The organism is Chitinophaga sp. W2I13 (assembly GCF_050434005.1).
Taxonomy (GTDB): Bacteria; Bacteroidota; Bacteroidia; order Chitinophagales; family Chitinophagaceae; genus Chitinophaga.
Window position 1 is genome coordinate 2,386,927 of record NZ_JBNPWD010000001.1, and the last position, 17,605, is coordinate 2,404,531.

Genomic DNA, 17,605 nt, shown 5'->3' on the forward strand with positions numbered 1-17,605 from the left:
AGGAAGCGCAAATATAAATAATTATAATAGATTGCCCGCGGCTATTTTTAGCTTGCAAAAAGCGGGCAACGGGGGCGTGCGTCAATTCAACTTTCGTGCCATGACCACCGTGCGTTTACAGCGTTTTACGTAGCCCTGAAGATTAAATATCTCTATAAAAAATATATAAATCCCTGACGGTAAAACTACTGCATTTTCACCAATTCCATCCCACGGCAAATATCCGGTATTTCCCATCAAAATATTGCGGGCCAGGTATCTCACCGGTTTGCCCTGCAAATCATATACGGTAACATTACCCATGAAGCCCGGGCCGGGCAGTTGCCAGGAAAGCTGTGTTACATCCGTTGTTCCGTCGTGATCAGGTGAAAACACTTCCGGCAACAATGCAATATTTAGCGAATCGTCTGCATTGCCCCGGCGCTGGGAATTGGGCCATCCCGGGGTGGCGTATCCTGCTGTAGCAGCGGCAGAGTGCCAGTTGGCCGCATCAGAAGCGGGAAGCTGGTACGCCAGCCGCTCCAGCGAAATACCCTGCAACTCACTGGCCAGCGGAAAGTGTTGTCCGCTGGTATATGGCAATTCATCAATAACCATACTATCGGCCCGCAGCAGCACAACATCCCCACCGTCCAGCGGCATGGAGGGCAGGCTGCTTACTTCCTGGATATTTTCCTGCGACCGGCAGTTATAATAACTGCAAAGCAAATCCTTGTTGGTGGTAAATGCCAGCAGGTGCCCGGGCATCAGCAGACGGCCGCTGGTGGTTATCTTTTTAAAAGTACTTAATCCGCCACCGGCGGTACGTGCGCAAAGGCGTAGCTCATTTAAGTTCACCACTTTACGGCTCGCGTTATATAGTTCAATAAATTCGGGGATACCGGTGGGCGGGTAAAACAATACTTCATTAATTAATACGTCGTTGCCAGCCGGTGGTTGTGATATGCCAAGTGTTGCACTGTTGTAGATACTGCTGGTAGCCCCATTGCAATCTGCCAGTCCGCTGGTATTAATAGTATATACCTCCTCTGGCCGGATAACAGCATCCAGTTGCAGTTCCACACTGTTAAACAGCGGAGGCTGTACCCGGCAGGCCGTTATGTGTATTCCGCCAGTAATCTGATAACGCGCAGGATCTGCTGCCAGCACACTATCCAGCGTTTTACTGAACTGTAACAACACCCGCATGCTATCTGCAATGGCAGCAAACAGCAGGTCTGGTTTGGAAAGATCCGGGGTGTTCGCGGCCGCAGCATTTACGGAGCCGGGCGTGCCACCGGCAGAGGCAGTACTGGCCATCCAGTTTGCTTTTCCACTGCAAGGAAATGCCGTATTGATCATTTCCAGGCTGATTCCGCCCTTGCCGGCCTTTCCGCCTGCGTACCATCCTTGATGATAATCTACCGCATGTATCACCCTTTTGAATGCGTCATATAAAACAATCAGCGCGCTGTCGTCTGCCACTGCCGGAAAACGGTCTATTCCCCTGATATTGGGAATGTTATAACTGCTCACTGCTGCCTGAGCGCATAGCACCAGCAAACTGTCGGGTTGCAGCAAATACGCTGGCAGCAGCACTTCCCGCTTATTTACCGCTAAACGCCAATTGCTAAGTTGCACAGGTGCAGTGCTGATATTCCGCAGTTCTATGTATTCATACGGTGGCAAACCTAATACAGGAGTGGGTTTGGGCATCACCTCGTGGATAATCACGTCATAAATAGCCGGCGCCTGGGTAAAACCGGTGAGGGCCTGCAGTAGCAGCAGGCAGGAACAAACAATGGGTAACCGCATGAATAATTATTTTATAGCTTTCAAACTTAACATTCTGTTGATCGCCTGGTGTTAATGCCATGTAAATGGTAAAAAAAAATCTTAATGTTATGAAAAGCGGGGGCTATATGTTAATTTTGGGCTTCCAAAATTAAAAATGTAAAACAAAATGAAAGTTGCCGTAGTTGGAGCGACCGGACTGGTAGGCTCAAAAATGTTACAGGTGTTAACGGAAAGGAATTTTCCCGTTACTGAATTGATTCCCGTGGCTTCTGAGAAGTCCGTTGGTAAGGAAGTAACATTTAAGGGCAAGACCTGGAAGGTGGTGAGTGCGGATACGGCGATTTCTATGCAACCAAATGTGGCTATCTTTTCTGCCGGTGGCAGTACCTCCCTGGAGTGGGCGCCTAAATTTGCAGCGGCAGGCATTACTGTAATTGATAATTCCAGCGCGTGGAGAATGGACCCTACCAAGAAACTGGTAGTGCCGGAAGTAAACGGCGATGCTATTACGCAGGAAGATAAAATTATTGCCAATCCTAACTGTTCTACTATTCAGATGGTGCTGGTACTGAAACCCCTGCACGAAAAATATAAAATCAAAAGGGTAGTGGTATCTACCTACCAGTCGGTAACCGGCACCGGTGTAAAGGCAGTGACGCAGTTAATGAATGAAAGACAAGGTATTACCGGTGAAATGGCGTATGCTTACCCGATAGATCTGAATGTTATTCCGCAGATAGACGTGTTTCTCGATAACGGCTATACGAAAGAAGAGATGAAGATGGTAAATGAAACCAAGAAAATTATGAGGGACGACAGCATCCTGGTAACGGCTACGACTGTACGTATTCCGGTAATGGGTGGTCATAGTGAAGCGGTGAACATAGAGTTTGAAAATGAATACGATGTGGCGGAACTGAGGGCATTGCTTGAAAAAACACCTGGAGTAATCGTTGTAGACGATCCGTCGAAGGCTTTATACCCAATGCCAAAGGATGCACACGATAAGGACGAAGTGTTTGTGGGCCGTATCCGCAGGGATGAAACACAGCCTAAAACAGTGAATATGTGGATAGTAGCAGACAACCTTCGCAAGGGGGCTGCTACCAATGCCGTGCAGATAGCAGAATACCTTACCGGTAAAAACTGGCTGTAATCATACTGTTGTGCTATGTAATTTAGGAGTATACCACTCTTAATAGCACCTCCCGTATATGACTATACGAAAATATATTTATAACTCGTTAAGAGCAAGCATTTTACCGCTTGCTCTTTTTTGCGCGTGTTACAAAAGCATAACACACAAACCTTAAAAATTACACGGAAGTAGTATTGATTTGTGCGGGATAAAATCCAATTTTGGTAGTAATAATCCTATGCCAACTTAACTCTTTGAAAAAGAAGAGAAGTCCAATTTTAGAGATGCCGGTATTTTTCGTTATTTTCTAATCAGAAAACACCCTTAAGTCCTATGAAAACCAACACCAATCGAGAGCTTCTGTTAATGCACAAGTTCACCGAAGAGTGGAGCACTAATTTCTCTTCACAAGTATCCAGGATCATGAACATCGTTGATCAGCAGGATACGCTTGACGGAATTATACCGATTATTGAAGTGGCCAATGTTTACAATCAACGTTTTGCTCACGCACGCACGGACAAGGAAAATCTTTTAAAGAATCGCAAAGCGCGGCCGTTCGAATTCCTGATTCACAAGAATTAAGCCGGGGTAAGCCGGAGAAGTATTTATTAGTTTATCAGGTAGTCCGCTATCATGAAATTACCAGGAGAGAATAAAGAACCATTTGCATATCTATTGGTTTGGATACTGGGTATTGGTTGCGGTGTACTTTTTTTAATGATGTTTGCAGCCACTGTTTACATGTTAGTAACAGGCAACTATTAAAAGGTTAACTATCTGATAAACTAATAAACTACTTTACATTAGTCCATGGCGCGGTTAATGAACTGCAATAAGGGTTGCATCAGTGCAAATGTCTTCAGAATTTCCTTTACCATAGCAGGTTGTATACACGCCTCATCTGTAAACGGGTGAGACACAATCACGCTTTTCAGTTTTAGATACGCGATAGCCGGGTTATCTGGCTGATATCCCTGCGGAGCTGTTTTAAGAGCATCGCCCTCTACCTTCCCAAAGTGTTTGATAAATTCTTTATTAGAGATGATTTGTTCAAATTCCCGGAAATTATAGTCGATTTCCTGGCGGAGCTTTTTCAGTTCCGGAGCTGCCGGCATCCAGATACCGCCGCCGGCAAAACTATTGCCTCCTGGTTCAAGCTGAAAATAATAACCGGCAAACGCCGATTTTTTGCCACCTGCCTGAAAAGAAGCACCGAGATTGGTTTTATAGGGAGTTTTGTCTTTTGAAAATCTGACATCCTTGTAAATACGAAACACACAGTCTTTCACCTGGAGCCCCTGCATGGTGGCATCCTGTCTTGCCAAACCATCTATCAGCTGCTGTACCATGCTTTCAAAATCGGCCTTGGCCGCCATGTACTCGGTTTTGTGTTCATCGAACCAGACTTTATTATTATTCAGCCTGAGTGACTTAAGAAATTTTAACGTGGACGGCTGCAACATTACTTCTTTTTGCCAGCAAGATAATACAAATCATTTATGGTTTTTTGAATTTTGAGGGGCCATTTGGAGGGGTTTAAAAAAAACAGATGCAGGATGTATGCCGGAAGGCGATCTCTTCCCGTGGCAAACTCCTGCACCTGTTTGAATGCAACTTTTAGAAGTGGTAGGTGGCGGCTAATAAAACATTGGATGTGATATCAGCAGGTTTACCATCCGACTTGCTGAAAATATCTGCGGAGGCTTTATCCAGCCTGAACTCCGGCATAATAGTAAGGTTTCCTACCTTATAGTTAAAGGTGAGTGTACCGGCAACTACATTACCTCCATCCGGTACGGCTCCAAAAACTTTAAGCCCGTCTTTATCACTGAAATATTCTCCACGAACTGTTAATCCGATCTTGTCAGTGAAATCGAGGTTCACATACAGCGCATTGCCCCACCATTTTGCGTTTTCGCGGGTGCTTTTAGGTGCACGTGTGTCGGTATAGGTGCTGTAGGTAGCGTTATATCCCAAACCGAATACGGTGTTGATCTGGTAAGTGGCTACCAGGTCTACCTGGTGATTCTGGATACCGAAAGTATCTTTTCCTTCCAGGTAATTCAGGTATAATTTGATGGGTGTTTCTGCCGGAGCAAAGCCCAGCTGAGCACCAATATATTTGTGGCTGTTAAGGGTAACTGATTTCAGATCGGTAGGATTAAATACGCCTACCATAGCGCTTAAAGAAGAGGTGAGTGCAATATCTGCCTTCACGCCTGTATTAAAGAAAGGGCCGTAACTGAACATATAGCTCATGCTATAGTTCCTGTTGGCGTAGGCATCTACCAGTTCGTAACCAATGTGGGTGGCGAAGCTACCGAGACTTATTTTTACTTTCTCAGCTACCTGGTAAGATACATACAATTGTTTAATAGCCATTGACAGGCCGTTAGCGGAGCCGGGAACATCGTTATAGGAAAACTCTCCGGCTCTTTTGCCGAAGCCGAGGTCGGCAACGATGCTACCATTTTTAAATCCGTGTTCTACTTTCAGCGACACCATTCCCAATTCGAAAGAGTTGTGGGAGTTGGTAAAGCTGGTTTTATTATCAGTATAATTTCCGTTGAGATTGTATTTATAATACACATCTGCAGATCCTGATAATTTAAACGCGGGAGCAGATGTACTATCTGTCGTGGATTGTGCCATGGCAACGAGGGTGCTGCCCATGGCAAATAAGGTCGTTAACATTCTTTTCATACTTATAAATTTGGTTGATAAAATGGTAAGTACTAATGCGGCCTTTTCTCACGGATTGTTTCGGGGGTGCGTGCTACAGTATCTTCTGATGCTACATTCAGAAAAATAGAAGGAATGGATAATCAGTAATCAATGATTGGTGCGAGTTTCACTTATTTACAGCAAGTTTAACTACCAATTATCCATTCCAGGTTCTTACAACGTAAAGTATATGCGTTTAATAAAGTTGATAAAGATCGTACTCAAAGAACTGTAACTCATTTTTGATACCTCTGAAAGGAATTGTTTTTCAGGAGTGAATCAGTTCGTCTTCTTCTTTCAGTGAACCGTTGTCGGAGATACTGATCATAGAAGGATGATAGTTTTCGTTGTGCTGTGTAACATCCAGACCCAGTTCTTCTTCTTCTTCAGATACGCGCAGCGGGTGAATCAGGTTGATGAGTTTGAAGATACCGTAAGATACAGTGAAGCTGTAACCTACTACCAGTAACAGACCCAATACCTGGTTTTTGAACAGTTCGAAGTTGCCGTAAAGCCAGCCATCAGTACCAGCTGAATTCACAGCCTTGGTAGCGAAGATACCGGTGAGCAGCATACCTACCATACCACCTAAACCATGGCAAGGGAATACATCGAGTGTATCATCAATGCTGGTTTTGGATTTCCAGTGTACCGCAATATTAGAAATGATAGAGGCAATGAAACCGATGAATATACTCTGCGGGATAGCAACAAAACCAGCAGCAGGAGTGATAGCCACCAGACCAACTACCGCACCGATGCAGAAGCCGAGGGCAGATGGTTTGCGTCCGCGGATTACATCGAAGAATACCCATGCTAAACCGGCAGCAGCAGTAGCTGTGTTAGTAGTAGCAAAAGCGGAAGCTGCGAGGGCGTTGGCGCTCAAAGCAGAACCTGCGTTGAAACCGAACCAGCCGAACCAGAGTAAACCGGTACCCAGTAATACAAAGGGAATATTTGCAGGTTGTAATTCTTTCTTTTCGATATGATCCTTTCTTCTTTTCAGTACCAGGGCGCCTGCCAGGGCAGCGCAACCTGCAGAAATATGTACCACAGTACCACCGGCAAAATCCAGTACTCCTAATTTAAACAGGATACCATCAGGATGCCAGGTCCAGTGTGCAATTGGTGCATATATCAGCAAACTGAATAACACCATGAACAATACATAAGAAGTGAAACGGATCCTTCCCGCTACTGCTCCAACTACCAGTGCAGGAGTGATGATTGCAAACTTCATCTGGAAGAGCGCAAACAATAACAGCGGAATAGTAGGCGCCAGGCTCCATGGAGCTCCTGATCCTACATTCTGAAACATAAAGAATGTACTGGGATCTCCAATAATGCCATTAACAGATTTACCAAACGCCAGGCTAAATCCAACTACTAACCAAACGATGCTGATTAAGCCGGTAGCAATGAAACTTTGCATCATGGTAGAAATCACGTTCTTCTTATTTACCATGCCTCCATAAAAGAAGGACAAACCGGGAGTCATCAAAAATACCAGGGACGATGCTACAAGAATCCAGGCGATATCAGCGGAATTATATTTGCTGGCATCAGCAAAACTTGGGAGGGCAGGCATAAAAATTCCAACTATTGCGATGAGCGCAAGGAAAATGAAGGGGAGATAGTCCTGAAAAGATATTTTCTTCATAGCGTTTGATTTTTAAATTTCTTAAATAAAAGTAGGTCCGAAATTTAAAACATCAAATAGAAGGGTCTAAAAATAGAAATATTTGAATAAGAGGTACGATAATTAGGATTAAATCAATGATATTATAATTTATAATAATATTAATTATTATTTTTTAAGATATAGCGGCTTTCAGGGAGATAAAATTTTGATCTAAATAATTGAATATCAGTAATATTAGAGGAATATTAAGGAAAGGTTAACAATTTTCAAATTTGCCAGGTGCACGCGCTACTGTAATAAGGGAACAAGCCGCGCAAACACCTGGTAAACAACAATATATAAATTAATAATTAATCACTTTAATTGCTGGAACAACTAATTTATATTACAAATAATTGCATATAATGTTCTGAATTTGCGAAGCCGATTATTGTTTCATTTCGAGTAATTCGCGCTCCATTGCAAACATCTGATCCCTCAAACGGGCGGCTTCCATGAAATCAAGATCGCGGGCAGCCTTCTCCATATCTTTCTTCACTTTGGCAATCGACTTCTCCATCTGTGGGATGGTTTTTACATTGGCTGCAGAGGATTTTGCATAAGCCATCGCATCTTCCGCTACCAACAGCACTTCATCATGGATAGCCATCGGTGAGTTTTCATCGAAGTGCTTGATTTCCAACACGGAAGTTTGTCCCATGATCTGTTCTTTGCTTTTACGGACAGTACGGGGCGTAATATTATGTTCTATATTAAATGCCACTTGCTTCTCACGGCGGCGATCCGTTTCGTCAATCGTCCGCTGCATACTCTCCGTGATCTTATCAGCATAGAAGATCACCAGCCCGTCCACATTACGTGCCGCACGACCCGCCGTTTGTGTAAGAGAGCGCTCATCGCGCAGAAACCCTTCCTTATCGGCATCCAGGATAGCCACCAATGATACCTCCGGCAAATCCAACCCCTCCCTCAGCAGGTTTACCCCAACCAATACATCTATATTACCTAACCGCAGGTCACGCAATATTTCAATTCGCTCCAGGGTGTCTACCTCAGAATGGATATAACGCGACTTAATATTAATACGTCCAAGATATTTGTCCATTTCTTCGGCCATGCGCTTTGTCAGGGTGGTTACCAGCACGCGGTCGCCTTTTTGCACCCGCTTGTCTATTTCTTCCAGCAGATCATCCACCTGGTTCACACTTGGTCTCACTTCAATAGGAGGTTCCAGCAGGCCTGTAGGCCGCACCACCTGTTCTACCACTACCCCTTCTGTTTTCTTCAGTTCATAATCACCGGGGGTAGCGCTCACAAATATGGCCTGGTTCACCATATTCTCAAATTCATAAAAGTTCAGCGGGCGGTTATCCAGTGCGGAAGGCAACCGGAAGCCAAATTCCACCAGGTTCAGTTTACGGGATCTGTCGCCCCCGTACATCGCCCCGATCTGCGGAATGGTCACATGGCTTTCATCCACCACCAGCAGGAAATCTTTCGGGAAATAATCCAGCAGGCAGAAAGGCCGGGCGCCGGGCTTACGACGGTCGAGGAACCTGGAATAGTTTTCAATACCACTGCAATAACCCAGTTCACGGATCATTTCCACATCATAGTTTACCCGGTCAGACAGGCGCTGCGCTTCTATCAGCTTTCCGTTAGCTTTAAAATATTCTACCTGTGCTTTTAGCTCATCCTGTATTTCATATATGATCTGCTGCATCATATCCTTTGGAGCCAGGTACATGTTCGCCGGAAAAATGGCCGCGTTGTCTACCACTGTGATCCGCTTACTGTTTTGCACATCAATGGTTTCTATCTCTTCTATCTCATCTCCAAAAAAAGTAATCCGGTAACCATAATCCACATAAGGCAGGTTAATATCAAGGGTATCGCCCTTTACGCGGAAGTTACCCCGGTTAAAATCGCCGGTAGTACGACTGTACAGGGAGTTTACCAGGCTATGCAGCAAGGTATTGCGACTCACCGTTTGTCCTTTCTGAATGCGGATAATACCATTTTCATAATCTGTAGGATTACCGATACCATAAATACAGGAAACGCTGGCTACCACAATAATATCCCGTCTGCCGGAAAGCAGGTTGGACGTAGCCTTCAGCCGGAGCTTATCCAGTTCCTCGTTAATGGCCAGGTCTTTTTCTATATAGGTATCACTTACCGGCATATACGCCTCTGGCTGGTAATAATCGTAATAGGAAACATAATATTCTACGGCATTTTCCGGGAAAAACTGCCTGAGTTCGCCGTAAAGTTGGGCCACCAGCGTTTTGTTATGGGTCAGCACCAGGGTAGGGCGCTGCACCTGCTGGATAACATTAGCAACTGTAAATGTTTTACCCGAACCCGTTACCCCGAGGAGCGTCTGAAACGGTTCGCCTTCTTCGATTCCTTTTGTTAATTGTTTGATCGCTTCCGGCTGATCACCAGCTGGAGCGTATGGAGCATGTATATTAAAAGACATATTGAAATTGTATTTGAGCAGTATCTGTAAAAATACTAAAGAATATGGAAGTGAAAGTGTTAAAAAAGAAGCTTTAATTTGCTGCCACAATCAAGAAAGGACTTATGAGAAAAAAAATTTTAATAGGGCTGATACTGGCCTTCCTGTTACCCATTGCCACCTTTGCCTGGGGCCCCAACGGGCACCGTATTACCGCCGAAATAGCCTGGCTTCATCTTACCCCCCAGGCGCGTAAAGCCATTACGAATATCCTGGGCCGCGAAAGCCTGGCGATGATCGCCAACTGGCCTGATTTTATCAAATCAGACACTACACACCAGTACGATCATACCAGTAAGTGGCACTACCTCGATTTTCCCGGCAATATTGACCGGGCAAAATTTGATCAGCTCCTGAGCGCAGCCAGCGGTGAAAACCTGTACACGGAAACACAGGCCATGATAAAGGATCTGAAAAACCGTAACCTGCCGAAAGACAAACAACGGTTTGCACTCACCTTCCTGGTTCATATGATGGGCGATATGCATCAGCCACTCCACGTAGGCCGTGATGAAGATATGGGCGGAAACAAAATCGCGGTTATGTGGTTTGATAAACCTTCCAACCTGCATAAGGTATGGGACGAACAATTGATCGATTTCCAGCAGCTGAGTTATACAGAATACACCAAAGCGCTGGACATTGCGTCTGCAGCGGAAATTAAGGCCATGCAGCAGGGTTCTATCGCCGACTGGATGTTTGACTCACACCAACTCTCCGACAGGGTATATGCTTATACCCAACCTGATGCCAAGCTCAGCTACCGCTACAATTACGTTTTTGTAACCGACCTGAACCAACAGCTGCTGAAGGGGGGCCTCCGGTTGGCGGCTGTTCTTAATAGTATTTACAAGTAGCGCCTTCGGCGCTGGGAAATTGTCTTGGGCGCTGATTATACTGATTTTCGGATTTTATTTTTTGGATTTTATTATAATTAATAAGGGAGATATAAGCGGATAAGTCCGCATATATCTCCCTTAATCTTATAAAATCAAAACTGATCAAATCCAAAAAATCAGTATAATCAGCGTAATCAGCGCCCAAGACAATTTCCATCGCCGAAGGCGATCCTCCGCTACACCAGGTCGATATCGAAGTTCACCAGCTGAACAAACTGCTCCAGGCGGGCCGCAATATCTTCATGGGTAATTTCGCGGATGCGTTCTGTTCCGAACTTTTCCACGCAGAAAGAAGCCATAGCAGAACCTACGATGATAGCGGTTTTCATGTTTTCAAAGGAAATGTCCTTTGTTTTAGCGAGGTGGCCAATGAAACCTCCCGCGAAAGTATCGCCGGCGCCGGTTGGATCATATACATCATCCAGTGGCATCGCAGGAGCGAAGAACACATGATTTTCGTAAAACAACAATGCGCCATGTTCGCCTTTCTTGATGATCAGGTAACGGGGCCCCATAGACATAATTTTACGGGCAGCCTTTACAAGAGAGTATTCCCCACTCAACTGGCGGGCTTCTCCATCGTTTACCATCAGCACATCCACTCTTTTCAGTACTTTCAATAAATCGTCCAGTGCTACTTCCATCCAGAAGTTCATGGTATCCATCACTATCAGCTTGGGACGTTCCTTCAACTGATCCAGTACACTCATCTGCACCTGTGGGGTCAGGTTACCAAGAATGAGGAACTCACTTCCCTGGTAGCTTTCCGGGATAACAGGCTGGAAATCGGCCAGTACATTCAGTTCTGTTGCCAGTGAATCGCGGGTATTCATATCCATATGGTACTTGCCGGACCAATAGAACGATTTTTCACCCTTCTTCACCTGCACGCCATCCAAAGCTACGCCTTTAGCAGTCAACGCATCCAGTTCTGAAGCGGGAAAGTCTTCGCCTATTACAGACACCTGGTTAATAGGCTGCACGAAATTAGACGCTGCCCATGCGATGTAGGTGGCAGACCCACCAATGATTTTACCTGACTTTCCAAAGGGGGTTTCGATTTCATCGAACGCCATAGTGCCTACGACTGTGAGTGACATGCTTATTGAGTTATTTTTATTATGTAAAAATTTAATGCAAACCTCGCAAAGGTAACTACTTATACAGAAAGCAGGAAGCTAAATCTTCACCTGCTTCCAGGTGCCCCGGCGAAACAGCCATATAGCCACCAAAGCGGAAGTGGACTCCGATATGGCCATAGCCCAGAAAACCCCAACAGGGCCCATTTTAAGCCATATAGCCAGTGTATAGGCCAACGGCATCTGGAATAACCACATAATAAACATATTGATCAACATAGGCGTGCGCGTATCACCGGCGCCATTGAAAGATTGGGTAAGCACCATACCATAGGCAAAGAAGACATAACCGGCACTCATTAACCGGATACACTGCACGCCATAGTTGATTACCACCGGATCGGTGGTAAAGAAACCAATAATGGCAGGCGCCCATGCCATAAATACTACTGCCACCACACCCAGGAAGATCATATTGAAGAAGGCAGCCCTCCAGGCCGATTTTTCGGCACGCTCCGGCTGCTGCGCCCCCAGGTTTTGCCCTACCAATGCAGCAGCGGCATTCGCCATTCCCCAGGCTGGCAATATGGTAAAGATCACCACCCTGATAGCGATCGTATATCCAGCTACCGCATCTTTTCCAAAATATGAAATGATCCGCACCAGGAAAATCCAGCTTGCAGAAGCAATCAGCATTTGCGCAGTAGCGCCGGCGGCAATTTTAAGAATGGCGCCAATCAATGGAAATGCCGGAGCCAGGTGTTTTTTTGTAATGCGGATCAGGTCTTTTCCTTTTACCAGGTGATATAACTGGTACATCACGCCTGTGCCCCTTCCAATAAAGGTGGCTATAGCAGCGCCTTTCAGGCCCAATGCAGGAACCGGACCCCATCCCGAAATTAACAGCGGGCATAATATAATATTCAGGCCATTCGCAATCCATAAAGAGCGCATCGCCAGCGCCGCATCACCCGCACCTCGAAAGATACCATTGATCAGGAATAATAAAATGATGACGATATTACCACCAAGTATTATCTGCGTATATTCGTGGCCGTAGTCAGCCACTTCTTTGGCAGCCCCCATTACCAGCAATATATCTTTCGCGAAAAATATTCCTGCTATACTGATGAGTACAGACACGAGCAATCCCGGGTATAAGGATTGCATGGCTGCATGCGCTGCGGCATCAGGATCCTTCTCACCGGTTCTGCGGGCAATCATGGCGGTTGCCGCCATACTCAATCCCATAGCGCCGGTATATACCAGCGTGAGCACAGATTCCGTAAGCCCTACCGTGGTAATAGCATTCACACCCAAATGACTTACGAAATAAATATCGACTACCGCAAACAATGACTCCATGGCCATTTCAAGGATCATCGGAATAGAGAGCAGAAATATTGCACGGTCTATACTTCCAGTGGTGAATTCTTTTTCACTACCGGTAACGGCTATCTTAAATAACTGAAAAAAACGACGTATACGCTGCGGTGCGTTCGTTAAAAGAGGCATAACTTACTTTTGAAAAATAACAATGAGGAACAGTGCACCATTGGCACTGCAAACTAAAACAGGAAAAGTGGGAGGGCGACAAACGGAAGTACCGTGGTCTGATTAAATTTTCATATGCTATCAGTTCTGGCATCTTATGATGCTTCGCAAATGTAATTTAATTTTTCAATCATCAAAAACCATCTTTTCAAATAGGCGGATCAACATCAGTTATAACAGGTATTTTCTTTCAAAGAGAAAATGCGATCGCTACGATCCACAATAGGTAAAGGTTACAGGCAGGCGAAAAAAATATTTAAAAAATACTTTACCTATAGCTGTAACTTTTTATTTCCACCTCCGTTTAACATTCCTAGTAAGCGCTGAAAACCTATATTAAAACAAGATCACAAATCACAAACATTACAATTACAAAACCACAATCGTAAAATCTTCATAAAAACTGAAATCATGCTTATGTTCAACAAAAACACACTCCTGACGGGAGTAGTGATCGCTACTGTATTGGGTATTACTGTAAGTTCCTGTAAAGATGATGATAATCCAACGCCACCTCCACCAACACCACGTTCCAAGACGTTTGATCTGAAAGGAGCCGGCGCAGACAGAGATAAAAAGGTAGGTGATATTACCATCACCGAGAACACAGATAGCAGTGTGAATGTTGTACTGAATCTCACCAAAAATGTTAAGGATGCGGATCATGGCGTTTACCTGATAGCCGGTACTGCCGCGGCTCCCAAAACAGATACCTTGCTGAAAGGAACGTTCAAAGGAACTGGTGCTGCACTGAAAATAGATCTTTTAACAAAAGTAAAATCTATTAAGGTTTCAAAGCCAGGCGGCATTCAGAAAGATACTGCATTCAAGTATAACAATGCGATAGAACTGAGTTCTCATCTGAAAGTGATGAAAGCTGCTGACACCATTGCTATTGGTCTCTTTGGCAAAAGCAACTAATCCGGAAGTTAAAAATTTACATTACAACTATTGAAAGCATGTTCACAAAATGAACATGCTTTCTCCTGTGTTATATTTAAGAAGGAATCCTAATAATAATGAAATACTGCAACATCATCAAACAAAAAGCCGACCACGGGGGCCGGCTTTCTAAATGGTTATTACAGGATATGGAAGGATCCGGCTACCAACAGCCGGTTTAAGGGAAAACTTTATTGACTACTACTGTTACCATCTTCCACCTTTACCTGAACTTGTCTTTTTAACACCTTGAATTCAGTTCTGCGGTTAAGCTGACGTCCTTCAGGATTGTCTTTATGATTAGGCAGAGAGTTTGGTGCAATTGGTCTGGATTTACCGTAGCCTTTAGCAATGAGCCTTTCCGCGGAAATACCTTTACTGATCAGGTAATCCACACAGGATTGCGCCCTTGCCTGCGACAGTTTCTCATTGAATTTCACGGAGCCTACGCTATCGGTATGTGCGCTCATCTCGATAGTTAACTTCGGATTATCGTTCAGCATATCAACCACTGTATCCAATACTACTTTAGATTCTTCGCGGAGGGTTGCCTTTCCGAAATCGTAGTAGATATTATTAAGAACAATTGGTTTTTCTATTTCGTAATGCTTGAGGCAAAGTGTGGGATTATCCATTGAATCTATCCGCACTAAAGAATCTGTATTAAAATAGAGTGCTTTGGTGAAGTAATTATCTTTTTCAGCAATTACCTTGTAAAAGCGCTGTGGGTCTACTTCAAAGGTATACCTTCCGGTGGCGTCCAGGGTAACTTTACGGATTGTTTTCTTCCTCACAGTATCAAGCAGGGTAACAGTAGCCCCTTCCAGCGGGAGATGAGTATCGCAGTCGATGATCAAACCGCTTGCTATTTTACGGATGCGGTTAATACTGAATACTTCCAGGCAGCAGATAGATTCCCTGTCGGAGCTGATGAAGCCGGCTGCAAAAGGATGTGTATTATCCAATGCCGTATAATAGATATCATCCTTAGGAGAGTTCAATGGTTTTCCCATATTAACGGGAGCAGACCAGGTACCGAAATCGCCCTCGCTCTGGAAGAAATCGAGCCCTCCCAAACCTACGCGGCCATCGCTGCTAAACACGAGCAGGTTTTTCTCTGCATCGTAAAATGGCGCCTGTTCTTCATCTTTCGTATTGATGGCAGTGCCCATGTTGCGCGCTCCACCGGGTGTGCCGTTGGTCATGATGCAATACCACAAATCATTTTTACCCATACCTCCGGGCCTGTTGGACGCAAATAGCAGGTATTTTCCATCGGCCGTGATATAGGGCTGCATAGAATTATACCCTGCAACATTTACGTTCTCGCCTAATATTTTCGGTTCCGACCATACCCCGTTCTGGCGACTGCTAAAATAGATAGCGGATTGTTTCACCCCATCTTTCACAGACCAGCGGGTGATATAAAGTGAATTACCATCGGGGGTAATGGCAGATACTCCCTGATCGAATCCTTTGGCGGCAGGGATTTTTACCTTCTGGCTGTTGTCGAAAGTATTGCCGCTTCCGGTGGCTGTGTAAAGGTCATTTACATATGGGGTTCCTTTTTTTGCTTGTTTTTTTGTTGTGGGTTGCTTAACAGTGGTTGGCAACGGTGGGTTCTCAGCACGGGAAGAGGTAAACATTAAAGTGCCGGGATCCAGGATCACCGGCGCGTAGTTTGCTCCGCCTTCATTAACATTGCCGGCAGTTTTCACGATCGTAAATCTCGGTTCCTTATTGGATTCGGAAAGTGCGAATTCGCAGCAGGCAATTTCAAGCGGGGTTCTTACAGACAGTTCATCGGCGACGGTGTAGCTTTGTTTGAATTTTTTAAATTCATCCAGTGCTTCCTGGTACTTTCCATTGTACCGGAGGCAGATGGCATACCAGTATCGTGCCTGGGGATATGCCGGGTTATTAAACCCAACCAGCTGTGCATACCAGGTTTCAGCATTTCCATAGTCGTAGAAGAGCCGGTAGGATTCGGCCAGCCGGGCTACTACCTGTTGATAATCTTTTAGTTTACCACTGGGAGGAGCGCCTGCAACTGTATAGGGCAATACCTGCTCTGGCTTGATTTTGAAAGTGCCCAGTGCCTTATTGTAGTACTGTGCAGCGGAATAATAATCCCGTGAGCTATAAAAAACATCCGCAGTATGTTTAAAATCATAAACATATTGCGCTTGTATAGAGCTAATTATTCCTGCAAAAATCACCAGCCAACAGAGAGTAATTTTTTTCATGAGGGTTCCATTTCTTTTTTCTGTATAAGTTTTTGCCTCCATTCTGATCCGGTTTTTGATAGATTATAACCTGGGACAAATAAAGTATTCTTCGTTAAGCGTTCTTCTTTTGCGGCTGATAAAAGAAAGTGATATTTCAAAGCTCTGGCTGCCATTTACGAGGCGGCGCATGTTGGAAGTATTGGCATCATAGCTTAATCCCAGTACAAAGCTTTTGAAATGGAAACCGGCAAAAGGAATCACCGCATCATTGAAGCGGTAGTTACCTCCTACCAGGAAGTCGAATTCAGGATTTACCATTAGCTGCGCATACATACCTGCCACGATTTCCTCGGCATTGCCTTGTCGCATGTAAAGACCAGTAGGAGTAAGCGTCACGGCGTCATTCAACCTGATCTTGGTACCACCGTGAACAAGATATCTCACTGGCAGTTTTCTTTCGGTGCCATCGGAGGAAAACGGATCTTTCGGTTGTGTGAGATGTTGCGCTGCAAATCCGGCGAATGGGTTCAGGATATGATTTGGATTACCATCAAAAAACACAACCCCTGCGCCGGCGTCAAATTGATTGGAGGTTGTATTACTTACATTTTCTCCGTTAAATATGCTTGGATCGAAACCGGTTACCGGCTGATACTGGCTGCCTGTCTGGAATTTGGCAGGGTCCAGTCTTCTGTTGATCAATCCCGCATTAATCCCAAACACCAGCTGGCTGGTTTTGGTACGGCCAAATTTCACACCGGTATAAGAAACGCTGGCCATTGCATTAAAAAAGTTATAGCCTGCGTCACCTGCCGACATATTCATTACATTGATACCTACACCGATGTTCTTATCTGTGGCGGCATCTGCAGAAATGCCCACTGTTGAGAATGGCTTCCCATAATTGGCCCACTGATTACGATAATCAGCGCTAATCCGGTAGTCGCCATCTATTACACCTGTCAGAGCAGGGTTAAGCCATAACGGGTACGCATAATACTGCGAAAAGTGCGGATCAACCTGGGCAACAGCAGTGCGGGGCAATAGGCTGCTCCATAAAATCATTGCAACTATAAAAATCCTTTTCATAGGAACATTT

General features: G+C 44.8%; 13 protein-coding genes. 4 read left to right on the forward strand and 9 right to left on the reverse strand.

What is annotated here, in order from left to right:
- Positions 1-81: 81 nt before the first annotated feature.
- A complete protein-coding gene (locus QFZ48_RS09705; protein ID WP_429062109.1) occupies positions 82-1,794 on the reverse strand; it encodes a lamin tail domain-containing protein in 1,713 nt (570 codons plus the stop codon).
- A gap of 148 nt (positions 1,795-1,942) precedes the next feature.
- Between QFZ48_RS09705 and QFZ48_RS09710 the strand changes: the two genes are divergently transcribed.
- Positions 1,943-2,932: an aspartate-semialdehyde dehydrogenase gene (locus tag QFZ48_RS09710; protein WP_370909102.1), complete on the forward strand. Its 990-nt coding sequence runs from the start codon at positions 1,943-1,945 to the stop codon at positions 2,930-2,932.
- Between the two features lie 315 nt (positions 2,933-3,247).
- Positions 3,248-3,499 carry a hypothetical protein gene (locus tag QFZ48_RS09715; protein WP_079471700.1) on the forward strand — a complete coding sequence of 84 codons (252 nt, stop codon included), beginning with the start codon at positions 3,248-3,250 and terminating at the stop codon, positions 3,497-3,499.
- A 221-nt stretch (positions 3,500-3,720) separates the two neighbouring features.
- Here QFZ48_RS09715 and QFZ48_RS09720 read toward each other — a convergent pair whose 3' ends face one another.
- The 4 genes from QFZ48_RS09720 to uvrB all read right to left on the reverse strand — a co-directional run bounded on the left by QFZ48_RS09720 (position 3,721) and on the right by uvrB (position 9,765).
- Positions 3,721-4,380: a DUF2461 domain-containing protein gene (locus QFZ48_RS09720; RefSeq protein WP_429043622.1), complete on the reverse strand. Its 660-nt coding sequence runs from the start codon at positions 4,378-4,380 to the stop codon at positions 3,721-3,723.
- Positions 4,381-4,534: 154 nt separating this feature from the next.
- Positions 4,535-5,620 carry a porin gene (locus tag QFZ48_RS09725; protein ID WP_429043619.1) on the reverse strand — a complete coding sequence of 362 codons (1,086 nt, stop codon included), beginning with the start codon at positions 5,618-5,620 and terminating at the stop codon, positions 4,535-4,537.
- 289 nt (positions 5,621-5,909) lie between these two features.
- The gene (locus QFZ48_RS09730; RefSeq protein ID WP_429043616.1) at positions 5,910-7,301 is read right to left on the reverse strand and encodes an ammonium transporter; all 1,392 of its coding nucleotides are present in this window, start codon (positions 7,299-7,301) and stop codon (positions 5,910-5,912) included.
- A gap of 409 nt (positions 7,302-7,710) precedes the next feature.
- Positions 7,711-9,765, reverse strand: coding sequence for an excinuclease ABC subunit UvrB (gene uvrB / locus QFZ48_RS09735; protein WP_429043613.1), 2,055 nt, complete (start codon positions 9,763-9,765; stop codon positions 7,711-7,713).
- A 104-nt stretch (positions 9,766-9,869) separates the two neighbouring features.
- Between uvrB and QFZ48_RS09740 the strand changes: the two genes are divergently transcribed.
- Positions 9,870-10,661 carry a S1/P1 nuclease gene (locus QFZ48_RS09740; protein ID WP_429043610.1) on the forward strand — a complete coding sequence of 264 codons (792 nt, stop codon included), beginning with the start codon at positions 9,870-9,872 and terminating at the stop codon, positions 10,659-10,661.
- Between the two features lie 218 nt (positions 10,662-10,879).
- On the opposite strand, the gene QFZ48_RS09745 is transcribed toward QFZ48_RS09740, so the two are convergent.
- The gene (locus QFZ48_RS09745; RefSeq protein ID WP_370909096.1) at positions 10,880-11,803 is read right to left on the reverse strand and encodes a PfkB family carbohydrate kinase; all 924 of its coding nucleotides are present in this window, start codon (positions 11,801-11,803) and stop codon (positions 10,880-10,882) included.
- A gap of 78 nt (positions 11,804-11,881) precedes the next feature.
- Positions 11,882-13,297, reverse strand: a complete 1,416-nt coding sequence (locus QFZ48_RS09750) for an MATE family efflux transporter (RefSeq protein ID WP_429043607.1) — start codon at positions 13,295-13,297, stop codon at positions 11,882-11,884.
- A 450-nt stretch (positions 13,298-13,747) separates the two neighbouring features.
- On the opposite strand from QFZ48_RS09750, the gene QFZ48_RS09755 reads away from it, so the two are divergent.
- Positions 13,748-14,257, forward strand: a complete 510-nt coding sequence (locus tag QFZ48_RS09755) for a hypothetical protein (RefSeq protein ID WP_429062111.1) — start codon at positions 13,748-13,750, stop codon at positions 14,255-14,257.
- A gap of 212 nt (positions 14,258-14,469) precedes the next feature.
- Here the strand turns inward: QFZ48_RS09755 and QFZ48_RS09760 are convergent, their stop codons facing one another.
- Both QFZ48_RS09760 and QFZ48_RS09765 read right to left on the reverse strand, forming a co-directional pair.
- Positions 14,470-16,524: an OmpA family protein gene (locus tag QFZ48_RS09760; RefSeq protein ID WP_429043603.1), complete on the reverse strand. Its 2,055-nt coding sequence runs from the start codon at positions 16,522-16,524 to the stop codon at positions 14,470-14,472.
- Between the two features lie 63 nt (positions 16,525-16,587).
- On the reverse strand, positions 16,588-17,595 hold the full coding sequence (locus tag QFZ48_RS09765) for a PorP/SprF family type IX secretion system membrane protein (protein ID WP_429043600.1): 1,008 nt from the start codon (positions 17,593-17,595) through the stop codon (positions 16,588-16,590).
- Between the last annotated feature and the right edge of the window lie 10 nt (positions 17,596-17,605).